This window comes from Pseudoalteromonas sp. SS15 (genome assembly GCF_049257195.1).
Classification (GTDB): Bacteria; Pseudomonadota; Gammaproteobacteria; order Enterobacterales; family Alteromonadaceae; genus Pseudoalteromonas.
The window spans coordinates 503086-520338 of record NZ_JBMMUD010000002.1; the positions used below are offsets into that span (position 1 = coordinate 503086).

Consider the following 17253-nt stretch of genomic DNA (forward strand, 5'->3'; position numbering starts at 1 on the left):
CTCAAAGTGAAGGACATAAAAAATGAAATTCGGTTTAAAAACACTTCTCGCTGCTAGCATTGTTACTGCCATTGCTGGTTGTTCTGCAACAGGTTCATCTTCATCATCTAGCTCTGCTGAGTTAACCTCTGCTGTGGCTGATAATGCTCGCTCTGATAAGAACCGCGCCCGTGACCAATACCGTCGCCCAGCACAAACCCTTGAATTTTTTGGCCTTAAGCCAAATATGACAGTGGTTGAAATTGCGCCTGGTGGTGGTTGGTATTCAGAGATCTTAGCACCTGCTGTTAAAGGTCAAGGTACTTTCTATGCAGCGCACTTTCCTGCAGATTCAAAAGTAGGTTATTACCAGCGCTCACTGGCTGGCTTTAAGCAGAAAGTGGCTGAAGATACACGCTTTAGCGAAGTAAAAATTACCGAGTTTGCACCGGTCACTCACTCAAACATTGCCCCTGCTGGCTCTGCTGACATGGTTTTAACGTTCCGTAATGTACACAACTGGTACATGCGTGGTGGTGAAGAAAGCACTTTAAGTGCGTTTAAAGCATTTAATAAAGCGCTTAAAACAGGTGGTATCTTAGGTGTTGTTGAACACCGTTTACCTGAACACCGTGCCGACGAAGACCAAAAGTCATCAGGGTATATGAAGCAAAGCTATGTTATCGAAGTTGCTAAAAAAGCAGGTTTTGAATTGGTAGAAGCAAGCGAAATTAACGCTAACCCACTTGATAGCGCTAATCACCCGAAAGGTGTTTGGACATTGCCACCACGTTTAGCTTTAGGTGAAGAAAAAGCTGAGCAGTATAAGGCAATTGGGGAAAGCGATCGCATGACCCTAAAATTCAAAAAGTTATAATAGGATAAATACGCCATGAATGTACTAGTCATTGGCAGTGGCGGCCGTGAACACGCGCTTGCGTTTAAAGCCGCTCAAAACCCTTCTGTAAGAACCGTTTTTGTTGCACCTGGTAATGCAGGCACAGCACTAGAGCCTAAGTTAGAAAATGTAGCGATTGGTGTTGAAGACCTAGATGCACTTGTTGCATTTGCAAAAGACAACAACGTCGAGCTAACCATTGTTGGTCCTGAAGCACCATTAGTGATTGGTGTGGTTGACCGCTTCCGTGAAGAAGGTCTAGCTATCTTCGGCCCAACAGCGGCAGCAGCACAACTAGAAGGCTCTAAGTCGTTCACAAAAGACTTCTTAGCACGACATGATATTCCAACTGCGGACTATCAAACGTTTGAACAAATCGAACCTGCACTTGCTTATCTAAAAGAAAAAGGCGCTCCGATTGTTGTCAAGGCTGATGGCCTTGCTGCAGGTAAAGGTGTAATTGTTGCAATGACAGAAGCAGAAGCGGAAGAAGCGATTCGCGATATGCTTGCTGGAAATGCATTCGGTGAAGCGGGTAGCCGTGTAGTTATCGAAGAATTCCTTGAAGGTGAAGAAGCTTCTTTCATCGTCATGGTTGACGGTAAAAACGTGCTGCCATTTGCGACAAGTCAAGACCACAAACGTGCATATAATGGCGACCAAGGTCCTAACACGGGTGGTATGGGTGCTTACTCTCCTGCACCGGTTGTAACCGCTGACATTCATGAGCGCATCATGAACGAAGTGATCAACCCAACGGTTGAAGGTATGGCAAGTGAAGGCGCACCTTACACAGGTTTCCTATACGCAGGTCTGATGATCACCGCTGAGGGTACACCTAAGGTAATCGAGTATAACTGTCGTTTCGGTGATCCTGAAACGCAACCTATCATGCTTCGTTTACAGTCTGACTTAGTCGAGCTAATTCAAGCGGCAAACCGTGAAGAGCTAGATCAAACTGAAATTAAGTTCGATTCACGTGCAGCGGTAGGCGTCGTACTTGCAGCGAAAGGCTACCCTGGTAGCTATCCAAAAGGTGATGCTATCTCAGGTCTTCGTGTTGATTATGCTGAAGGTGAGAAAGTATTCCACGCAGGTACTAAGCAAGACGGCGAAAACGTTGTAACAGCGGGCGGTCGTGTACTTTGTGCAACTGCACTTGGTCACACTGTGACTGAAGCGCAAAAACGCGCGTATGCACTGGTAAACGAAATCAATTGGGACGGCGTTGAGTTCCGTACTGATATCGCTTATCGCGCCATTGCTCGAGAACAGTAATCTCACATCTATTTAGATGATTAAAGGCCCTTTATAGGGCCTTTCTTTTAACTAGCCACCAGCTTTGCTAGACTGCGCACTTAAATTTTCACATCTTTAGGGGCGTAAAGATGCAAGGTACACTGCGTAAACTAAAAGCAGATCACACTCAACCGATTCAATATCACCTACCACTAGGCGATGAATTGGTTAATCTAAACCAATATTTTGGTAAAGCGATTAAGCTCACTTTCACAGGTAATATTTTTTGTTGTAGCTGTGGTAAAAAAACCAAAAAAAGTTACTCACAAGGTCATTGCTTTGTGTGTATGAAAAAACTGGCTAGCTGTGACATGTGTATTATGAAGCCTGAAACTTGTCATTTTGATCAAGGTACCTGTCGCGAGCCTGAATGGGGTGAAGCAAATTGTATGATCCCGCACTATGTTTACCTTGCTAATACGTCAGGGTTAAAAGTCGGTATTACTCGTCATACACAAATTCCTACACGCTGGATTGACCAAGGTGCGACGCAAGCTCTGCCTATTTTTAAGGTGCAAACACGCTTGCAGTCAGGTCTCGTAGAAGTCGCTTTAGCCGAGTTCATTGCCGATAAAACCAATTGGCGCAATATGCTCAAAGGCGTTAGTGTCGATGTCGATTTAAAAGCCGCGGCTGCTAAGCTTATACCACAAATTCAAGCTAAATTAGATGAGCTGGCTGAATTGTTTGGTGCCACCGCCATTGAACAATTAGATGAAGATGTGGTTGATTTAGATTTCCCTATTACAGAATACCCGACCAAGATCAGCTCGTTTAACTTCGACAAGGATCCTGAAGTCTCTGGTGTACTTGAAGGCATTAAAGGTCAGTACTTAATCTTTGATAAAGGCGTTATCAACATTCGTAAATTCACCTCTTACGAAGTGGCTTTCGAAGCCTTGTAAGTTAACTAGTTGAGTAAAACGCCGATGCAGTTAATGCATCGGTGTTTCTAAATTTGAACCTGTACGCTCTTGGTAAAAACTCAACCAATGAGATTCACTTAAAGGCCTACAGAACAAATAGCCTTGCAAGTAATGGCAGTCTAGCTGCTTTAAGAACTCCTTTTGAACTTGCTTCTCTACCCCTTCAGCCACTACTTTCAACTTTAAGGCCTTTGCCATCGCCACAATGGCAGTCACAATCTCACTATTGCCATATTCGTCAGGGACTTTCGCGGTAAAGCTGGCATCGATTTTTAATACATCAATAGGTAACTTAGTTAAATAACTTAAAGCTGAATAGCCAGTGCCAAAATCATCTAGCGCAATCGAAACGCCTAACGCTTTTAGCTTTTTCAGCTCGCTCTTTGCTTCATGTAAATTACTGATAAAGCTGCTTTCAGTTAATTCTATTTCTAAACAGCTTCCTGGAAGTTGGTGTCGCTCTAAGGCATTTGCAACGGTTAGAGCCAGTTCACCTTGATGTAAATGTTGTGCCGAAATATTGATCGCAATGCGTTGTAGTTGAATACCTTTATGGCGCCAAAATGCCATTTTTTCGCAGGCCCGATTGATCACCCACTGGTCCAATTTAGTGATTAAACCCAGCTCCTCAGCAAGTGGAATAAATTGAGCTGGTGAGATCATGCCTAAATTTGGATCTTGCCATCTAAGTAAACACTCAACACTCGAAATATGCTCTTCATTTAAACATTGTACTGGCTGGTAGTGAAGCTCAAACTCATTACATTCTAAAGCGCTTTGAAAACGGCTTAACATCGACAAACGCTCTAACGAACGCGCATTCATAGAGGCTTTATAGAGCTGAAAAGAGTTACGCCCCACTTCTTTAGAGCGGTACATGGCAACATCAGCATGCTTGAGCAAAGACTCACTGTCTAAACCATCTTCGGGATACACAGCCGCGCCTATAGATGCCGTAGCCCCAACACTCATACCGCTAATTTCAAATGGCTGTCCGAGCAAATCTAGAATATCATTAGCAAACGACACCACATCGGCCAAATCTTTTACTTCAGTCAGTAACACCACAAATTCATCACCACCGAGCCTTGCTAATGTATCGCCTTCTCGGAGCTGTCCTTTAATACGCTCGCTCACTTTTACAAGTAACTCATCGCCAGCACTGTGCCCAAGGGTATCGTTGACCTCTTTGAAGCGGTCTAAATCAATGAACATGACTGATAACTTTTGCTTATCTCTGTGCGCTGAAGCAAGTGCCATCGAAAGCCGGTCATTAAACAAACGACGATTAGGCAGGCCTGTTAATTCGTCAAAATAGGCGAGACGGACTATTTTCTCTTCAGCATTTTTACGCTCTGTAATGTCACTAAAGATAGCGGCATAAAGCACATCGTCACTGTATGGTTCATTGATTTCTATGATAGTCAGCCACTCTACATAAATGTCGCCATTTTTCTTACGATTACAAATCTCCCCCTGCCACACCCCTTTTTCATCTAATTCAGCCCACATTTGCTTATAGTATTCCGGCGGATGAATTCCTGAACTCAACAAGTTGGGGGTTTTACCTAAAACTTCGTAATCTTTGTAGCCTGTCAGGGCACTAAAAGCAGGGTTTATCTGAATGATTTCGCCTGAACTTCTGGTGATCATAATGCCATCTAGAGACGCATCTATGATGCGATTTGCTAGGTAGAGGTTCTTCTCTGATTTTTGCAGTGCAAGGTCACGTTGGGCGAGCACTTTTTCGAGTTCGCTGCAGTATGCGGTTTCGATTTCGGTTAAGACATTTTTTAATGCCAGCAAGCCAATTACCTGCTCTGTGGTTGGCTCTTTAACTACTAAATGACGAATTGAGTTAGCTGTCATTAACCGGTAAGCATCAAACAAACTGTCTTTAGGAACCACTGACTGCATTGGGTAACTGGCTAGCTCCCAACACGGCATACGCCAATCAGGGTTAAGCACCATATAAGCTATGTCTCTTTGCGTAATAATGCCATATTCACCGAGAGACTTATTATTGATGAGCACCGCCGTGACTTGTTTAATTCTCATCACATCAATGACTTTAGAGATACAATCATTACTATCTAAAATAGTCACCTTCTTTTCGTAGTGATCGTCTATTGGCCTAAAATGCAGGTAATGATCTAATCCCTGATTACGCACAATATCTGACAGTGACACTACCCCAACCGGCTCAAAGTGCTCATCTTTAACCAGTAGATGACGAATACCCAATTGGTGAAATTTGATGGTAGCTTCACTGAGGCTTTTATCAATTTGTACGCTTTGTACTGGCGTAGCCATCAATTCCCCAATAGGGGTTTGCTGAAAGCCTTGCTGTGAAAAGTTGAGTTTAACGCAATCTGATTCGGTCCAGATACCTACAATTTTATCTTCTTCCGTAACAAAAATAGAGCTAACCTTATGCGCACGCATTTTTGTTACCGCACTAAATAATGAGGTGCTGATATCACACGATAGCAGCTGGTTGGTAAAGATATCTTTGACCTTTAGTTGACGACTTTCAGATGTCATTAAGCACTCCTCGCATTGAGTCAATCTTTGCCAGTATAATATTGGCTAAGAAACAAACTTTGATTGAGGACAAATTTTGACTATTCAAGCATTCCCTTTATTGCTCATAACAGAACAAAGCATTGAGTATATTGAAAGTGAGTCATCACTGCCTGATGCGCTTTTCTATCTCTCAGAGGAACAGAAAAGGGGATCGATGTATGTTCAAAATAGAGGTGAGGCATTTAACCTGGCGTCAAGCCAGCACATTGACGTGAATCTTGATAAGTTAACAACAAAGCTGCAGCAGCAATTAGCGCAAGACGGTCATTGCTGTATTGCGAAACTTACCTTCACTTCTTTGCAAGATCTATATGATTTTACCTGTGAGATTTACAGGCAAGACTAAATAGTCTGAGCTCTAAATAATAAGCCTTAAGCTTCAACCAAGGCTTTAATGTGCGTCACTGCACTTCTACCTAGTGCAGAGAGTGCATAACCACCTTCAAGGTAAGAGACAATCCCTTTGCACTCTGTTTGCTTAACAAGTTCAGCAACCTGCTCCGTTAGCCATTGATAATCCGCCTCAGTGAATTTAAGGCTGCCCATATCATCTTCTAGATGGGCATCAAAGCCTGCACTAATAAAGATTAGCTCGGGGTTAAACGCCCTTAACGTAGGCTCCCATTGCTGTGTATATAGCGCCTTCAAATCAACCCCATCACTGGCTATCGCCAATGGTGAGTTAATAACAGTGTCAGTATTTTCAATGGCGGTATTAGGGTAAAACGGATACTGAAACAATGAGCAAAAAAGTACGCTTTCATCATCTCTAAAAATATCTTGGGTGCCATTACCATGGTGTACGTCAATATCTAAAATCGCGATACGTTTCACACCCTGCTGTTTTGCATAAGCGGCAGCAATGGCAACGTTGTTAAAAATACAGAAGCCAGAAGACGTTGACTGATTAGCATGGTGACCTGGTGGTCTGACATTGCAAAATGCAGCATCAATACTATCGGCTAGAATTTCATCCACCGCTAAGATACCGGCTCCAACCGCACGCTCAACAGCCTTCATAGAATCCGGGCACAACCAAGTGTCACCATCGAGTTCTCTCAGTCCTTCTTGCGGAATTAAAGTCAGCACTTTATCGATTAATGCTCTGTCATGCACCAATGCTATGTGCTCTAACTCTGCTTTAGGGGCACTTTTTTGAGCCACCGCAATATCCAGCCCAGATGCCAATAATCGGTCAGATACCGCATCAAGGCGCTCAGGGCACTCGGGGTGATCTTCGATCATTTTATGTTTACGACAATGTGGGTGACTGATAACTGCGGTACGCATAACGGGTCCTTGCCAAGATAAATTCACGTTCAGTTTAACAAAACTATCTTATAACGCCTTTGCGACTTTGGTGCTAGTTAGAACATATAACTGACTACGCTCTAAACTTTACCAATGCTAATACAAAAAAGCCCGACCAAGTTAACCTGATCGGGCCTTAAACTGCAGAAAGCTGAAAGCTGAAAGCTATTCTGCGCGCTTCGCTTTTAAACCCAAGTTATGAAAATCAAAACTAAAGTCGGTAATGTGCGGGTTCACATATTCCATACTCGCTGACTTTACTTGCTGTGCTTTATCCATTTCAAAATGAATGTACGCATCTGCTTCTAATAGTGTGTCATCCCAACGCACAATAAAAGTATTGCCGGTGTGGTGCTCTAATTTACCTTTGAGCATTTTAGTATGAGTAAAATCAATACGTAGTTCATTAGCCACATACTCGACAATCACATCACCATACCAATCGCTGGTTAACGTACCTGTATAATTTTGTACAGGTAACGCTGGTTGTACTTGTTCAAGCTTCACCGCTCCAGCTTTGGCATAGGCTTCTTTTTTACCTTTGTGGAAACGTTCAGCCGCTTTTGTCACATAGTCTTGATCTTCAAGACCTAATGCATCTTCAAACACTTCATTGATGATAGCCGTTAATGCAGGATAAGCTTGCTGGTTAGATAAAACCACAACACCTAGCTTTTTCTCTGGGATCATCGCAACCTGCGACACCATACCTAAAATACCACCACCGTGACCGACTTTTTTGAAGCCGTTATAATCTTCAATCGACCAACCTAAACCATACCCTCTAAATTGCTGGCGATACGCTTCAAAGGCATTTTTAGACGCCACACGCATAATATGTGGATGCCACATTTGTACTTGCTGCTCAGGGCTAAACAATTGTTTACCATTTGGCATTTTACCGCCATCAAGCTGTGTTAATAACCACTGGCTCATTTCATTGACGTTAGATGCAATGGCACCTGCACCACGAAAATCTTCTAAATAGTTCACAAAGAAAGGGGTTAACTCGCCATCCATTGGAATATGGCCTGTAGCCCAGTTTTGATTTGCTTTATCAATACGAGAAAAACCAGCGCGAGACGTGGTCATCTCAAGCGGTTTCATCATTTTTTGCTCAACAAACTCTTGCCAGCTTAAACCACTGACACGCGCTACCACTTCACCGGCCATCACAAACATCAAGTTGTTATAAGCGTATTGACTACGAAAGCTCGAAACCGGTTTTAAATGGCTGATCCCCTCAATTAGCTCAGGCACTGATTTATTAGTATCTGGCCAGATCATCAAATCACCGGCACCTAACCCTAAACCACTGCGATGACTTAATAAGTCACGAATGGTCATTTCTCGAGTGGCATATGAATCATGTAATTTAAACTCAGGAATATGCTTGATGACTTTATCGTCCCAAGTAATTTTGCCCTCATCCACCAGCATAGCCAACGCCGCAGCAGTAAACGCTTTAGAGTTAGAAGCGATACCAAATAACGTATTCGCATTAACCGGCGCTTTTGACTCTAGGTGACGTACTCCAAAGCCTTTTGCTAACACAACTTTGTCATCCTCTACCACTGCAATGGCAATACCCGGAATGTTAAATTGCGACATAGCGTCGTTGACAGCTTGCTCCACTTCTTGTGGCTTAACTTGTTGTGCAAATGCATTGAAGCCGCTTGTCGCAGCCACTAAACACATGGCTGAAAATAATGCCTTGAGTTTCATAATGTCCCTTGTTGTTGTTCTTTTATAATTTGTGGATGGCCCATTCTCTAGCAGCGCGATCAATATTACTATCGCTTTGCGATGCTTGTGCTGAGATTTGAGTTATATAATCAGAGTTGAATTGATGCTCTTGCGCGCCTTTTAGAACGTGCTCGACATACCAGTCAAAAGGCAGGTGCGTATCTATAAAAGTATTAGCAATATAACTCTGAGCGATGAGTATTTCACCACATGGACGCACAATCTCCACCGCTTCACGGTCGTATCTTTCACCTTCAATTGCATCTAATCTCGCAAGCTCTTGGTCATCTAACGCATACAGTACACCGTGGACAAACACCTCGCGCTGCTTTGCAGGCACAATATTGCACTTTGCTGAGCCGTCGGTAGAAAGCATATCAAACGTCAACTGATACGCATGTAAAGTGCCCACACCGAGTAATTCTGCATTGGGTAAACGCGCAAATAGCCTAGAGGTAGACATATTCGAGCCATAGGCAAAATTAATGTGCTTCTTTGTCATTGCTACACCACCACTCGAATTGCCAAGGCAATCAGCACAACACCTATGCCTCTATCAAACCAATGCCCTGCTCGATGAAAAAAGGCACGCACAGATTGCTTACTCAAAACCATACTTAAAAATGAGAACCATGCCCAAGTAGCTAACGCCATATAAAGACCGTATATCGCTTGCACTGAAGTCGGCGTTGTTGGCGCAATTACAAGTGTGAATAATGACATAAAGAATAAAGTCGCTTTAGGGTTCAATGCATTGACCAAAAAACCACGTTTGAATGCTTTAAAGGCTGATTCAACTTGAACACGCTCCGCGGTATCTATATTGTCATCACCAGATGCCGGCTTGGCTCTGAGCGCTTGCACACCCATATAAGCTAAATACGCACCAGCAACATACTTTAAAATAGTAAATAACTCAGGAGAGTTTGCTAGCACTAAAGCCACACCTAATAAACAATATGCGACATGCACGAATATCCCCAACCCAACACCTGCGCTAGTCCATAAGGCGTTATTACGCCCTTGTTGAATACTCTGTTTGAGTACAATGGCAAAATCAGGCCCTGGGCTTGCCACCGCAAAAAAATGCGCAATGGCGATTAACAAAAATTCATCAAGATAACTGAGCATGGCGCTTCTCTTCTAACGCTAACAAGTACGGGTTGGCTGATTCATTTAATAAAGCTTTAATTTGCTTTTGGGCCTGTTTATACATACTACGCAAATGAGATTTTAGATGCTTCTTACCATCAACTTGCGGCTTAAAATGACAGATCAGGGCATGCATAAACACTGTCTGAGGCTCGGTAAGTGCCGCCTGCCTATTGGCATAAGGGTTATAACATGAGCCACAGCCACCTTTAAATTGATAGACGGTATTGCTCATCATCACCCCAAAGCCTAAATAACACGCTAATGCATCACTGGCTGCAGGAATTTGCTCTTTCCCTCCCGGCGGCATAACGCCTTTTTGATAAACCATCATCAAAGCTAAACTTCCTGCCAAACTGGCAACGAGGTCTTGCGGCTGATTAATCTGGTTTGGGTTATAAGACAAACTCATTGGGATACTAGGCGGGTTAACGATCTGCGCTTGGGCTCCACGGTTAGAGCCGACAAATTTAAATGGTGCAATTTGCTGAGGCATCATTTGATTGGGGTTAACCAATTGCACAGGCCATACTTGTAAGCCTGCGTAATCACGCACGCGCTTAAACACGGTTTGCGCCATTTGCTCAACACTTGAAACCTGATCTGGGAAAAACTGCCCTGTCGGCTCGATAACTTGCGTATGCTCTAAAAAATATTGACCATCAAAGTTATCGCATGCCCAAATAAAGGCATCGATTAACCAACTTTCTTCTTCTTTTGATACAAGGGGTTTTGTTTTAAATAATGACAACATATTTATTTTTCTTTGTTAGTCCAATTCCAAGCCTGAGTGTTATATAAAGGCACGCTCGATAAAGCATGATGGTGACTTCCACTGGTCTCTTTAGTCGAATAAGACAAATACAATAAGGTTTGCGTATCAGCATCGTAAATACGACGCACTTTTAGAGATTTGAATAAAATACTTTTAGAGGCCTTAAAAACCACTTCACCATCTTTTGATAAATCTATTTGCTTTAATTGCTCAGCAGTAATCGGGCCTGTTTGTCGGCACGCGATGGACATATCCGAAGGGTCTGAAAAATCTAAATCCGCTTCTATATGACTTATATGACAAGTAACGCCTGTCACTATAGGATCTTGCTTCGCTTTAACCACCACATCTTTGGTAGTAAACAGGCCCAAACTTACTTTTGCAGCATCATCACTACAACCCATTAAGCCCGCAGTGATCAAAATAGCGCCGAGATTGCGTTTTAAAAACATCTGACAATACATCTATATTCACATAACATAGCGTTATTTACGCACAATTAAGGACTGAAGTCATCTATGCCGCACTTTATCATTGAGCACTCAGACAATTTACATATACAGACCGAAGAACTGGTCGCAACCATTCATCAAGCAGCAATTGGCACAGCGTTATTTGATTTAACCACGGTAAAGACCCGAGCGAACAGCTTTTCACATTTTCAACTAGGCAATGGTAAGGCAGGATTTGTTCATATTCAGGCACATATAATGACAGGACGCGAGATTGAGCAAAAGCAGCGTCTAAGTGACACCTTACTTTACGCACTAGAGGATATAGTAGGGGATGATTATCAGCTCAGCGTTCATATCTACGATTTAATGCCTGAGATTTATAGAAAGAACTGATTTAGCCGGAGAGCTTGCGTATAATCTGGTTACAATGCATTACAGAGCGATTTAACATGAAATTTCCTTGTCGTTTAGATAAATTTATTAGTCACATTACTGAACTTCCTCGCACCAAAGTCAAAGCGGGTATAAAAAAACGTAATGCAGTCGTAAACGGAGTACAAATCACTAAATTTGATCACCAAGTGCAAGCTGAAGATCATGTCGAATGGCAAGGTGAACACATAGCTTATCTTGGCCTTCGCTATTACATGTTGAATAAACCACAAGACTATATTTGTGCCAATAATGATGACATGCATGCAACAGTGTTCGACTTACTTGATGAACCTAACTTAAAAAACTTTCATGTTGCGGGTCGCTTAGATATAGACACCACAGGTTTAGTGCTGATTACTAATGATGGCGATTGGTCTCATAAAGTAACTTCTCCTAAGCAGCAGAAATTTAAGACCTATTTAGTTGAAACCCTAGAGCCTATCAGTGATGAAATGCTTTCTCAGCTAGAGGAAGGTGTCATGCTACATGGTGAAAAACATGCAACTTTACCTGCAAAAGCAGAGCGCTTAGCGACTTACAGCTTAAGACTCTCAATTTGTGAGGGTAAGTACCACCAAGTGAAGCGAATGCTTGCTGCCGTTGGCAATAAAGTCGTTGAATTGCATAGAGAAAACATTGGTGGTATTGAGTTAGATGAAACGCTTTCACCCGGTGAATACCGCTTATTAAGCGAACAAGAAGTTCAGTTAATTGGCTGATAACCACATAAATATGCAGGGTTTATGAAAAAATATCACCTCATAAATCCTGCTTATTCGCAATCCCCGCTTAACATCTACCCTATAATCATGATAGACATGAAAGACTGAATTTTGTTAGGAGTCCGTCGTGCTGTCAGGTATTACTTTAAGAATAAAAATAATTTTATTTACTGCAGCTATCTTCTTATCGCTTTTAATTGTTGCTGTGTTTGGTTTACAAGCCTTAAAACACGCTAGTGAAAACGATAATGTTGCGCGCATCAATCAGCTCATGAAAAGCACGGTCAACATCGTAGAGCAATTTGAATATTACGTAGAAAAAGGTGAATTAGATGAAGCCCAAGCTAAAAAGCTGGCCACCGAAATGCTACGTGAAAATAAATACCATGATTCTGAATACGTCTATGTAGTAGACAACAATTTAGACTTTCTCGCCGCGCCTCATGACCCCGAATTACATGGGACCAGTTTTCATGAATTCAGAGATACAAAAAATCAAAGTATTGGTTCATTAGTACAGCGAGAAGTAGGCAATCAAACAGGTAAAATTATCACCTATCACTGGGATAGAATTGAAGGAGGTGAAGTTGTTGATATTACCTCAGTGGTGCAAAAAACACGTTTGTTTGGCTGGTATATTGGCACAGGTATCAGTTCAAAAGAAACCGAAGCGCGTTATTGGAATACTGCGCAATGGCTGTTAACAATTTCATTGATTATTGCCACAGCGATTTCATTTGCCCTAGCTAAATTCGGTCTGGGACTTTCAAATAAATTAGGTGCTGAGTTAGATCAAGTACTCGCAATCGTTAAACGAGTGTCCAGAGGCAATTTAAGTACTGAGATTAAAACTAATAATGCAAACGAAGAGAGCATTATCGCCGCAATGCAATACATGCAACAAGGCCTTAAAGGCGTTGTTGATGGTATTCAACATGTGAGTAATGAATTGCAATCTCAGAGTCATGACGGAGAAGCCCGCTCTGAAGAGCTAGAAAAACTAACCAGAAGTTTAAGTGAAGAAACGCAAATGGTTGCCTCAGCAATTACCGAGCTAACCGCATCAGCACAGACCGTTGTTGAACACGCAGAACAAGCCGCATACTCAGTACAAGAAGCTGAGCAGCAAGGTCAAAATGCAGATAAGAAGACATCAGAAGCAGCGCAAGCTATTGCTTTATTGGAGCAACAAATTGACAGCGCTGGTAATAACATTCGTATCCTTGACGATGAAGTTAAAAATATTGCCAATGTACTCAGTGTTATTCAAAGCATTGCCGAGCAAACTAACCTACTCGCTCTAAATGCGGCCATCGAAGCTGCCCGAGCTGGAGAACAAGGTCGAGGGTTTGCAGTTGTTGCTGATGAGGTGCGACAACTTGCCCAGCGCACCCAGTCTAGCACCGAAGAAATTCATACTATGATTGGCAACCTTCAGTCTGCAACACAAGAGGCAAAAAATTCGGTAAGCTTGAGCGTTGAAACTTCTGAGAAAACAGTAAGCATGTCAAAAGACGCCAGTGATGCATTGCAAATGGTCGCGCAATCGCTCGGGGCAATATCACAAATGAGCCACCAAATAGCTCATGCAGCAAAAGAACAGCTCGCAGCGGGTGAAGATACCGCACAACGTGTGGTCACCATTTCTGATACCGCAGCACAAACAGCGAATGTGTCACATCATGCGCACAGCTCTACCGATAGCATTAAAGGGCTAACCAAAGATCTAGAACATGAAATGGCGAAATTTAGTTAATTCATATCAATTTAAGCCATTAAAAAAGGGTCACAAATGTGACCCTTTTTTAATTTAAACTTTTAAGCCGTTATTTAATTTCAACACGTGTAGAACGCATAACCACTTCATCATTTAGCTCAATACCGATACCTGGCGCTTCTGATACTTTGAATACACCATTCTTAGGCTGTGGATCTTGAATACATAACTCACGGTTCCATTTCTTAATCGCATAAGTATGGTGTTCATGAATTAAGAAGTTAGGAATCGCCGTTTCTAAATGAAGCGATGCCGCAGTGGCAACAGGACCACCACATACGTGCGCTTGAATACGCACATCAAAGATATCCGCGTAATCACACACTTTCTTCGTTTCAGTAAAACCACCGCATAGACCGATGTCTGGCTGTAATACATCAACACTTTGGTCTTCTAAATATGGACGTACACCCCAGCGGTTATATAAACGCTCACCACCAGCAATTGGCACTGCCACTTTATCGGCAACTTTCGCATGTAAAGAGTGGTTTAAGTAATTCACCGGCTCTTCGTAATACATACAATCGAACTCTTCTGCGATCTCACCAATTTGAATAGCTGATGTTGCCCCTGGTAGGCTATGACATTCAAAAATAATGTCCACTTCGTCACCTACCGCTTCACGAATAGCCGCCATACGTGCACGGTATAATTTCATTTCAGCGCGAGAGATAAGCTTAGTACGGTCGTAATAGGTATTACCGTCTTTGTCATACATGATAGGGTCAACTTTAACCGCGTCGTATCCTTCGGCAATTGCTTTGTGAGCTGCTTCCGCATATTCATGAGGTTGCACAAGGGCTTTGAATTCATCATCCCAGTCAAACTGTAGTTGCGACGCATAGGTGCGTAGCTCTGGGTTTACCTTACCACCGAGAAGTTGATAAACAGGCAGATTTAATGCTTTACCTTTAATATCCCAAAGTGCAGTATCAATGGCACTCATCGCAGCGTAAACTACAGGGCCACCACCTAATCCCCAGAAACTTTCACGTAGCATACGTGACCAAAGCATTTCTGTTTGAAATGGGTCATGACCAATAAGAAAAGCTTCTGCCATTTCTTTGATCATACTCGCTGCCGCACTGTGACCTAAGTCATAAGCAAGACCTGCTTCACCTACCCCACTGATACCTTCATCAGTATGAATACGAATAAAAACTGGAGTCCAAGCTGGTCTGTCTGGACAATGGATATCAAAAACTTCGACGCGAGTTACTTTCATGTTAGCTCCTATTCAGCAAAACTAGGATCAAGGCGGTACGCTTTTCTCAGCATTGCAGGCCAGGCTAACTGACCACCTGTGCTACCGCTATGAACGACATTTGCTTGATTATAAATATTGTCAATGATTGGTTGAGGCACAGGCACGGCTTTTTGGCCCATCGCTTGAATTGCAACTTGAATTTCACAAGCGCGCTGTAAGTCATAAAAACGCATAAAGGCATCACCCACCGTTGGACCTACGGTCAAACCACCGTGATTAACTAACAACATATGATTGGTAGTGCCTAAATCATTCTGTAGGCGCGCTTTTTCGTCTTCATTCACCGCTAAGCCCTCATAATCGTGATAAGACAGCGAGGGCAATGAGAACATAGAATGTTGGCTTAATGGCAATAGACCACACTCAAGGCTGGCAACAGCAATGGTTTCTTTTGTATGTAAGTGGATCACACAGTGAGCATCTTCTCTTACTTCGTGAATAGCGCTGTGAATGGTGAACCCAGCAGGATTTATTTCAAATGGCGTGTCATCCAAAATATTTCCTTGTAAGTCGACCTTCACTAAATTAGATGCTGTCACTTCATCAAAACTCAAACCAAATGCATTCACCAAGTAATGATCTGTACCCGGTAAACGCGCAGACATATGCGTGTAAATTAAATCGCCCCAACGCATATGCTCAACTAGACGATAACACGCAGCCAAATCAACACGAAGTTGCCACTCTTGTTCGCTGACTTTGTCTTTTAAGTTGAGTTTTGGTAGTTCAAACATAATTTGCCTTAAAATATTAACTTGGCTCAACCAGCCAATTTAGAAGTTTAGAAGTCTAAATGACTCTTGTTCGATGTTCAATAAAATAAAAACCACCGACATGCGGTGGTTTTTTCATAATCCAATGTGGATTACTTAACTTTTGATAAATAATCAGCAATCGCTTCTAGCTCAGCGTCAGATACATTTGCAACCATCGCCTTCATTGCCATAGACATACCATTAGCGCGCGCGCCAGATTTAATGTCTTTCATTTGGTTAAGTAGGTATGTTTTGTTTTGACCATTGATTTTAGGATAAGCGTCCATGATTGGCGCTTTACCTTCAGCACCGTGACATGTTTGGCACATTTTTGCCGTGTATAACGCTTTACCGTCTGCAGCTTCTGCATTGTTTGCAAATGCAGTAAACGCAATGCCTGCACCTAAAACCATATATTTTACTTTACTCATAATTTTCTCTTCTTGTGTGACTATATGAATTCTTTACTTGCCCCAATCACGACTTTACCAAGTTAGATCGTCTGGTATCTCATAACCTGCATATGGGTCGTCTTCATCGCTTTCTGCTGTATCGTCAGCAACATGGAAAACAATGTATTTTTCGTCAACTTCAGCGATCTTACGTGCTGGCTCGTCTTGAAGTACATAAAACTTACCTTCAAGAACACAAATTGCTAAACGGCCTTTTGATAGGGCTTGTTTAGTTTGCTCGTTCACATCCAACTCTTTTACTTTATTGTCGTAAGTAAAGTTGAATGTCACTTCACCACGAATTTCATCTTGGTTGTGGTGCTCTAAAATTTGCTTAACACGGGCAACTTGCTCGCGCTCTTTTAACTCAGCTTGCTTAGCTTGATTTAGCTCTTCGGCTTTGCGCTGCTGTTCAAGCTTTGTTTGTTCAATATGCTTTTGTAAGTCAGATTGATCACTTGTCGCGCCTTTTTTCTTTTTCTTCTTTTGTGCTTTACGTTTTTCGGTTTTAGCAACTTTGGCTTTATGCTCAGTCGTTAAACCTGCTTTTAGTAATTGGTCTTGTAGAGAACCCATGCTGCAACTCCATGAAAATACAATTCCCAATATATTAACTCAGATGCACGACACGACAAAGAGAGGTGCAACTGCAATCTAACTAAAGTAAAGCAAATAAAGTGTGATTTAGCGCAAAAAATTACCAACTAATTGATAAAGC

The 17253-nt window shown here is 42.3% G+C and carries 18 protein-coding genes; 7 read left to right on the forward strand and 11 right to left on the reverse strand.

All coding sequences use genetic code 11. From position 1 onward, the window contains the following. Window positions 1–22: 22 nt before the first annotated feature. The 3 genes from AAEU28_RS06605 to AAEU28_RS06615 all read left to right on the forward strand — a co-directional run bounded on the left by AAEU28_RS06605 (window position 23) and on the right by AAEU28_RS06615 (window position 3081). Window positions 23–856, forward strand: coding sequence for a class I SAM-dependent methyltransferase (locus AAEU28_RS06605; protein ID WP_421963410.1), 834 nt, complete (start codon window positions 23–25; stop codon window positions 854–856). A gap of 15 nt (window positions 857–871) precedes the next feature. After that, window positions 872–2155 carry a phosphoribosylamine--glycine ligase gene (gene purD, locus AAEU28_RS06610; RefSeq protein WP_421963411.1) on the forward strand — a complete coding sequence of 428 codons (1284 nt, stop codon included), beginning with the start codon at window positions 872–874 and terminating at the stop codon, window positions 2153–2155. Window positions 2156–2265: 110 nt separating this feature from the next. After that, a complete protein-coding gene (locus tag AAEU28_RS06615; RefSeq protein WP_421963412.1) occupies window positions 2266–3081 on the forward strand; it encodes a DUF2797 domain-containing protein in 816 nt (271 codons plus the stop codon). 30 nt (window positions 3082–3111) lie between these two features. On the opposite strand, the gene AAEU28_RS06620 is transcribed toward AAEU28_RS06615, so the two are convergent. Beyond that, on the reverse strand, window positions 3112–5646 hold the full coding sequence (locus tag AAEU28_RS06620) for an EAL domain-containing protein (protein WP_421963413.1): 2535 nt from the start codon (window positions 5644–5646) through the stop codon (window positions 3112–3114). Between the two features lie 76 nt (window positions 5647–5722). Here AAEU28_RS06620 and AAEU28_RS06625 point away from each other — a divergent pair, with 76 nt between their 5' ends. Beyond that, window positions 5723–6034: a hypothetical protein gene (locus AAEU28_RS06625; protein ID WP_421963414.1), complete on the forward strand. Its 312-nt coding sequence runs from the start codon at window positions 5723–5725 to the stop codon at window positions 6032–6034. Window positions 6035–6060: 26 nt separating this feature from the next. On the opposite strand, the gene AAEU28_RS06630 is transcribed toward AAEU28_RS06625, so the two are convergent. From AAEU28_RS06630 to AAEU28_RS06655, 6 genes are all read right to left on the reverse strand, one after another. After that, window positions 6061–6978, reverse strand: coding sequence for a histone deacetylase family protein (locus AAEU28_RS06630; protein ID WP_421963415.1), 918 nt, complete (start codon window positions 6976–6978; stop codon window positions 6061–6063). Window positions 6979–7164: 186 nt separating this feature from the next. Continuing rightward, entirely contained in the window at window positions 7165–8724 is a 1560-nt protein-coding gene (locus AAEU28_RS06635) for a serine hydrolase (protein WP_421963416.1), read from the reverse strand. Window positions 8725–8746: 22 nt separating this feature from the next. Then, complete coding sequence (locus AAEU28_RS06640) at window positions 8747–9247, reverse strand: gamma-glutamylcyclotransferase family protein (RefSeq protein ID WP_421963417.1); 501 nt, start codon at window positions 9245–9247, stop codon at window positions 8747–8749. A 2-nt stretch (window positions 9248–9249) separates the two neighbouring features. Continuing rightward, window positions 9250–9876, reverse strand: a complete 627-nt coding sequence (locus AAEU28_RS06645) for a LysE family translocator (protein WP_421963418.1) — start codon at window positions 9874–9876, stop codon at window positions 9250–9252. Beyond that, window positions 9860–10651 carry a hypothetical protein gene (locus AAEU28_RS06650; RefSeq protein WP_421963419.1) on the reverse strand — a complete coding sequence of 264 codons (792 nt, stop codon included), beginning with the start codon at window positions 10649–10651 and terminating at the stop codon, window positions 9860–9862. Before AAEU28_RS06650 ends, AAEU28_RS06645 begins: the two co-directional genes overlap by 17 nt. Before the next feature lie 2 nt (window positions 10652–10653). Continuing rightward, the gene (locus tag AAEU28_RS06655) at window positions 10654–11124 is read right to left on the reverse strand and encodes a CreA family protein (protein ID WP_421963420.1); all 471 of its coding nucleotides are present in this window, start codon (window positions 11122–11124) and stop codon (window positions 10654–10656) included. 66 nt (window positions 11125–11190) lie between these two features. Here AAEU28_RS06655 and AAEU28_RS06660 point away from each other — a divergent pair, with 66 nt between their 5' ends. The 3 genes from AAEU28_RS06660 to AAEU28_RS06670 all read left to right on the forward strand — a co-directional run bounded on the left by AAEU28_RS06660 (window position 11191) and on the right by AAEU28_RS06670 (window position 14040). After that, a complete protein-coding gene (locus AAEU28_RS06660; protein WP_421963421.1) occupies window positions 11191–11520 on the forward strand; it encodes a 5-carboxymethyl-2-hydroxymuconate Delta-isomerase in 330 nt (109 codons plus the stop codon). 56 nt (window positions 11521–11576) lie between these two features. Then, window positions 11577–12281 (forward strand): pseudouridine synthase, encoded by a 705-nt coding sequence (locus AAEU28_RS06665; protein ID WP_421963422.1) that lies wholly within the window; start codon window positions 11577–11579, stop codon window positions 12279–12281. 130 nt (window positions 12282–12411) lie between these two features. Further along, entirely contained in the window at window positions 12412–14040 is a 1629-nt protein-coding gene (locus AAEU28_RS06670; protein WP_421963423.1) for a methyl-accepting chemotaxis protein, read from the forward strand. Window positions 14041–14110: 70 nt separating this feature from the next. On the opposite strand, the gene AAEU28_RS06675 is transcribed toward AAEU28_RS06670, so the two are convergent. The 4 genes from AAEU28_RS06675 to AAEU28_RS06690 form a co-directional block, all read right to left on the reverse strand. Next, entirely contained in the window at window positions 14111–15286 is a 1176-nt protein-coding gene (locus AAEU28_RS06675) for a mandelate racemase/muconate lactonizing enzyme family protein (protein WP_421963424.1), read from the reverse strand. Between the two features lie 8 nt (window positions 15287–15294). Next, a complete protein-coding gene (locus AAEU28_RS06680; protein WP_421963425.1) occupies window positions 15295–16062 on the reverse strand; it encodes a class II aldolase/adducin family protein in 768 nt (255 codons plus the stop codon). A 131-nt stretch (window positions 16063–16193) separates the two neighbouring features. Beyond that, on the reverse strand, window positions 16194–16514 hold the full coding sequence (locus tag AAEU28_RS06685) for a c-type cytochrome (RefSeq protein ID WP_421963426.1): 321 nt from the start codon (window positions 16512–16514) through the stop codon (window positions 16194–16196). 54 nt (window positions 16515–16568) lie between these two features. Then, complete coding sequence (locus AAEU28_RS06690; RefSeq protein WP_058030972.1) at window positions 16569–17111, reverse strand: DUF2058 domain-containing protein; 543 nt, start codon at window positions 17109–17111, stop codon at window positions 16569–16571. Window positions 17112–17253: the final 142 nt, after the last annotated feature.

What these genes read in the sequence shown, in the direction of transcription:
- AAEU28_RS06605 (WP_421963410.1), top strand. Translation starts at nt 23, where the DNA reads ATGAAATTCGGTTTAAAAACACTTCTCGCTGCTAGCATTGTTACTGCC.
- purD (WP_421963411.1), top strand. Translation starts at nt 872, where the DNA reads ATGAATGTACTAGTCATTGGCAGTGGCGGCCGTGAACACGCGCTTGCG.
- AAEU28_RS06615 (WP_421963412.1), top strand. Translation starts at nt 2,266, where the DNA reads ATGCAAGGTACACTGCGTAAACTAAAAGCAGATCACACTCAACCGATT.
- AAEU28_RS06620 (WP_421963413.1), bottom strand. Translation starts at nt 5,646, where the DNA reads ATGACATCTGAAAGTCGTCAACTAAAGGTCAAAGATATCTTTACCAAC.
- AAEU28_RS06630 (WP_421963415.1), bottom strand. Translation starts at nt 6,978, where the DNA reads ATGCGTACCGCAGTTATCAGTCACCCACATTGTCGTAAACATAAAATG.
- AAEU28_RS06635 (WP_421963416.1), bottom strand. Translation starts at nt 8,724, where the DNA reads ATGAAACTCAAGGCATTATTTTCAGCCATGTGTTTAGTGGCTGCGACA.
- AAEU28_RS06640 (WP_421963417.1), bottom strand. Translation starts at nt 9,247, where the DNA reads ATGACAAAGAAGCACATTAATTTTGCCTATGGCTCGAATATGTCTACC.
- AAEU28_RS06645 (WP_421963418.1), bottom strand. Translation starts at nt 9,876, where the DNA reads ATGCTCAGTTATCTTGATGAATTTTTGTTAATCGCCATTGCGCATTTT.
- AAEU28_RS06650 (WP_421963419.1), bottom strand. Translation starts at nt 10,651, where the DNA reads ATGTTGTCATTATTTAAAACAAAACCCCTTGTATCAAAAGAAGAAGAA.
- AAEU28_RS06655 (WP_421963420.1), bottom strand. Translation starts at nt 11,124, where the DNA reads ATGTTTTTAAAACGCAATCTCGGCGCTATTTTGATCACTGCGGGCTTA.
- AAEU28_RS06660 (WP_421963421.1), top strand. Translation starts at nt 11,191, where the DNA reads ATGCCGCACTTTATCATTGAGCACTCAGACAATTTACATATACAGACC.
- AAEU28_RS06665 (WP_421963422.1), top strand. Translation starts at nt 11,577, where the DNA reads ATGAAATTTCCTTGTCGTTTAGATAAATTTATTAGTCACATTACTGAA.
- AAEU28_RS06675 (WP_421963424.1), bottom strand. Translation starts at nt 15,286, where the DNA reads ATGAAAGTAACTCGCGTCGAAGTTTTTGATATCCATTGTCCAGACAGA.
- AAEU28_RS06680 (WP_421963425.1), bottom strand. Translation starts at nt 16,062, where the DNA reads ATGTTTGAACTACCAAAACTCAACTTAAAAGACAAAGTCAGCGAACAA.
- AAEU28_RS06685 (WP_421963426.1), bottom strand. Translation starts at nt 16,514, where the DNA reads ATGAGTAAAGTAAAATATATGGTTTTAGGTGCAGGCATTGCGTTTACT.
- AAEU28_RS06690 (WP_058030972.1), bottom strand. Translation starts at nt 17,111, where the DNA reads ATGGGTTCTCTACAAGACCAATTACTAAAAGCAGGTTTAACGACTGAG.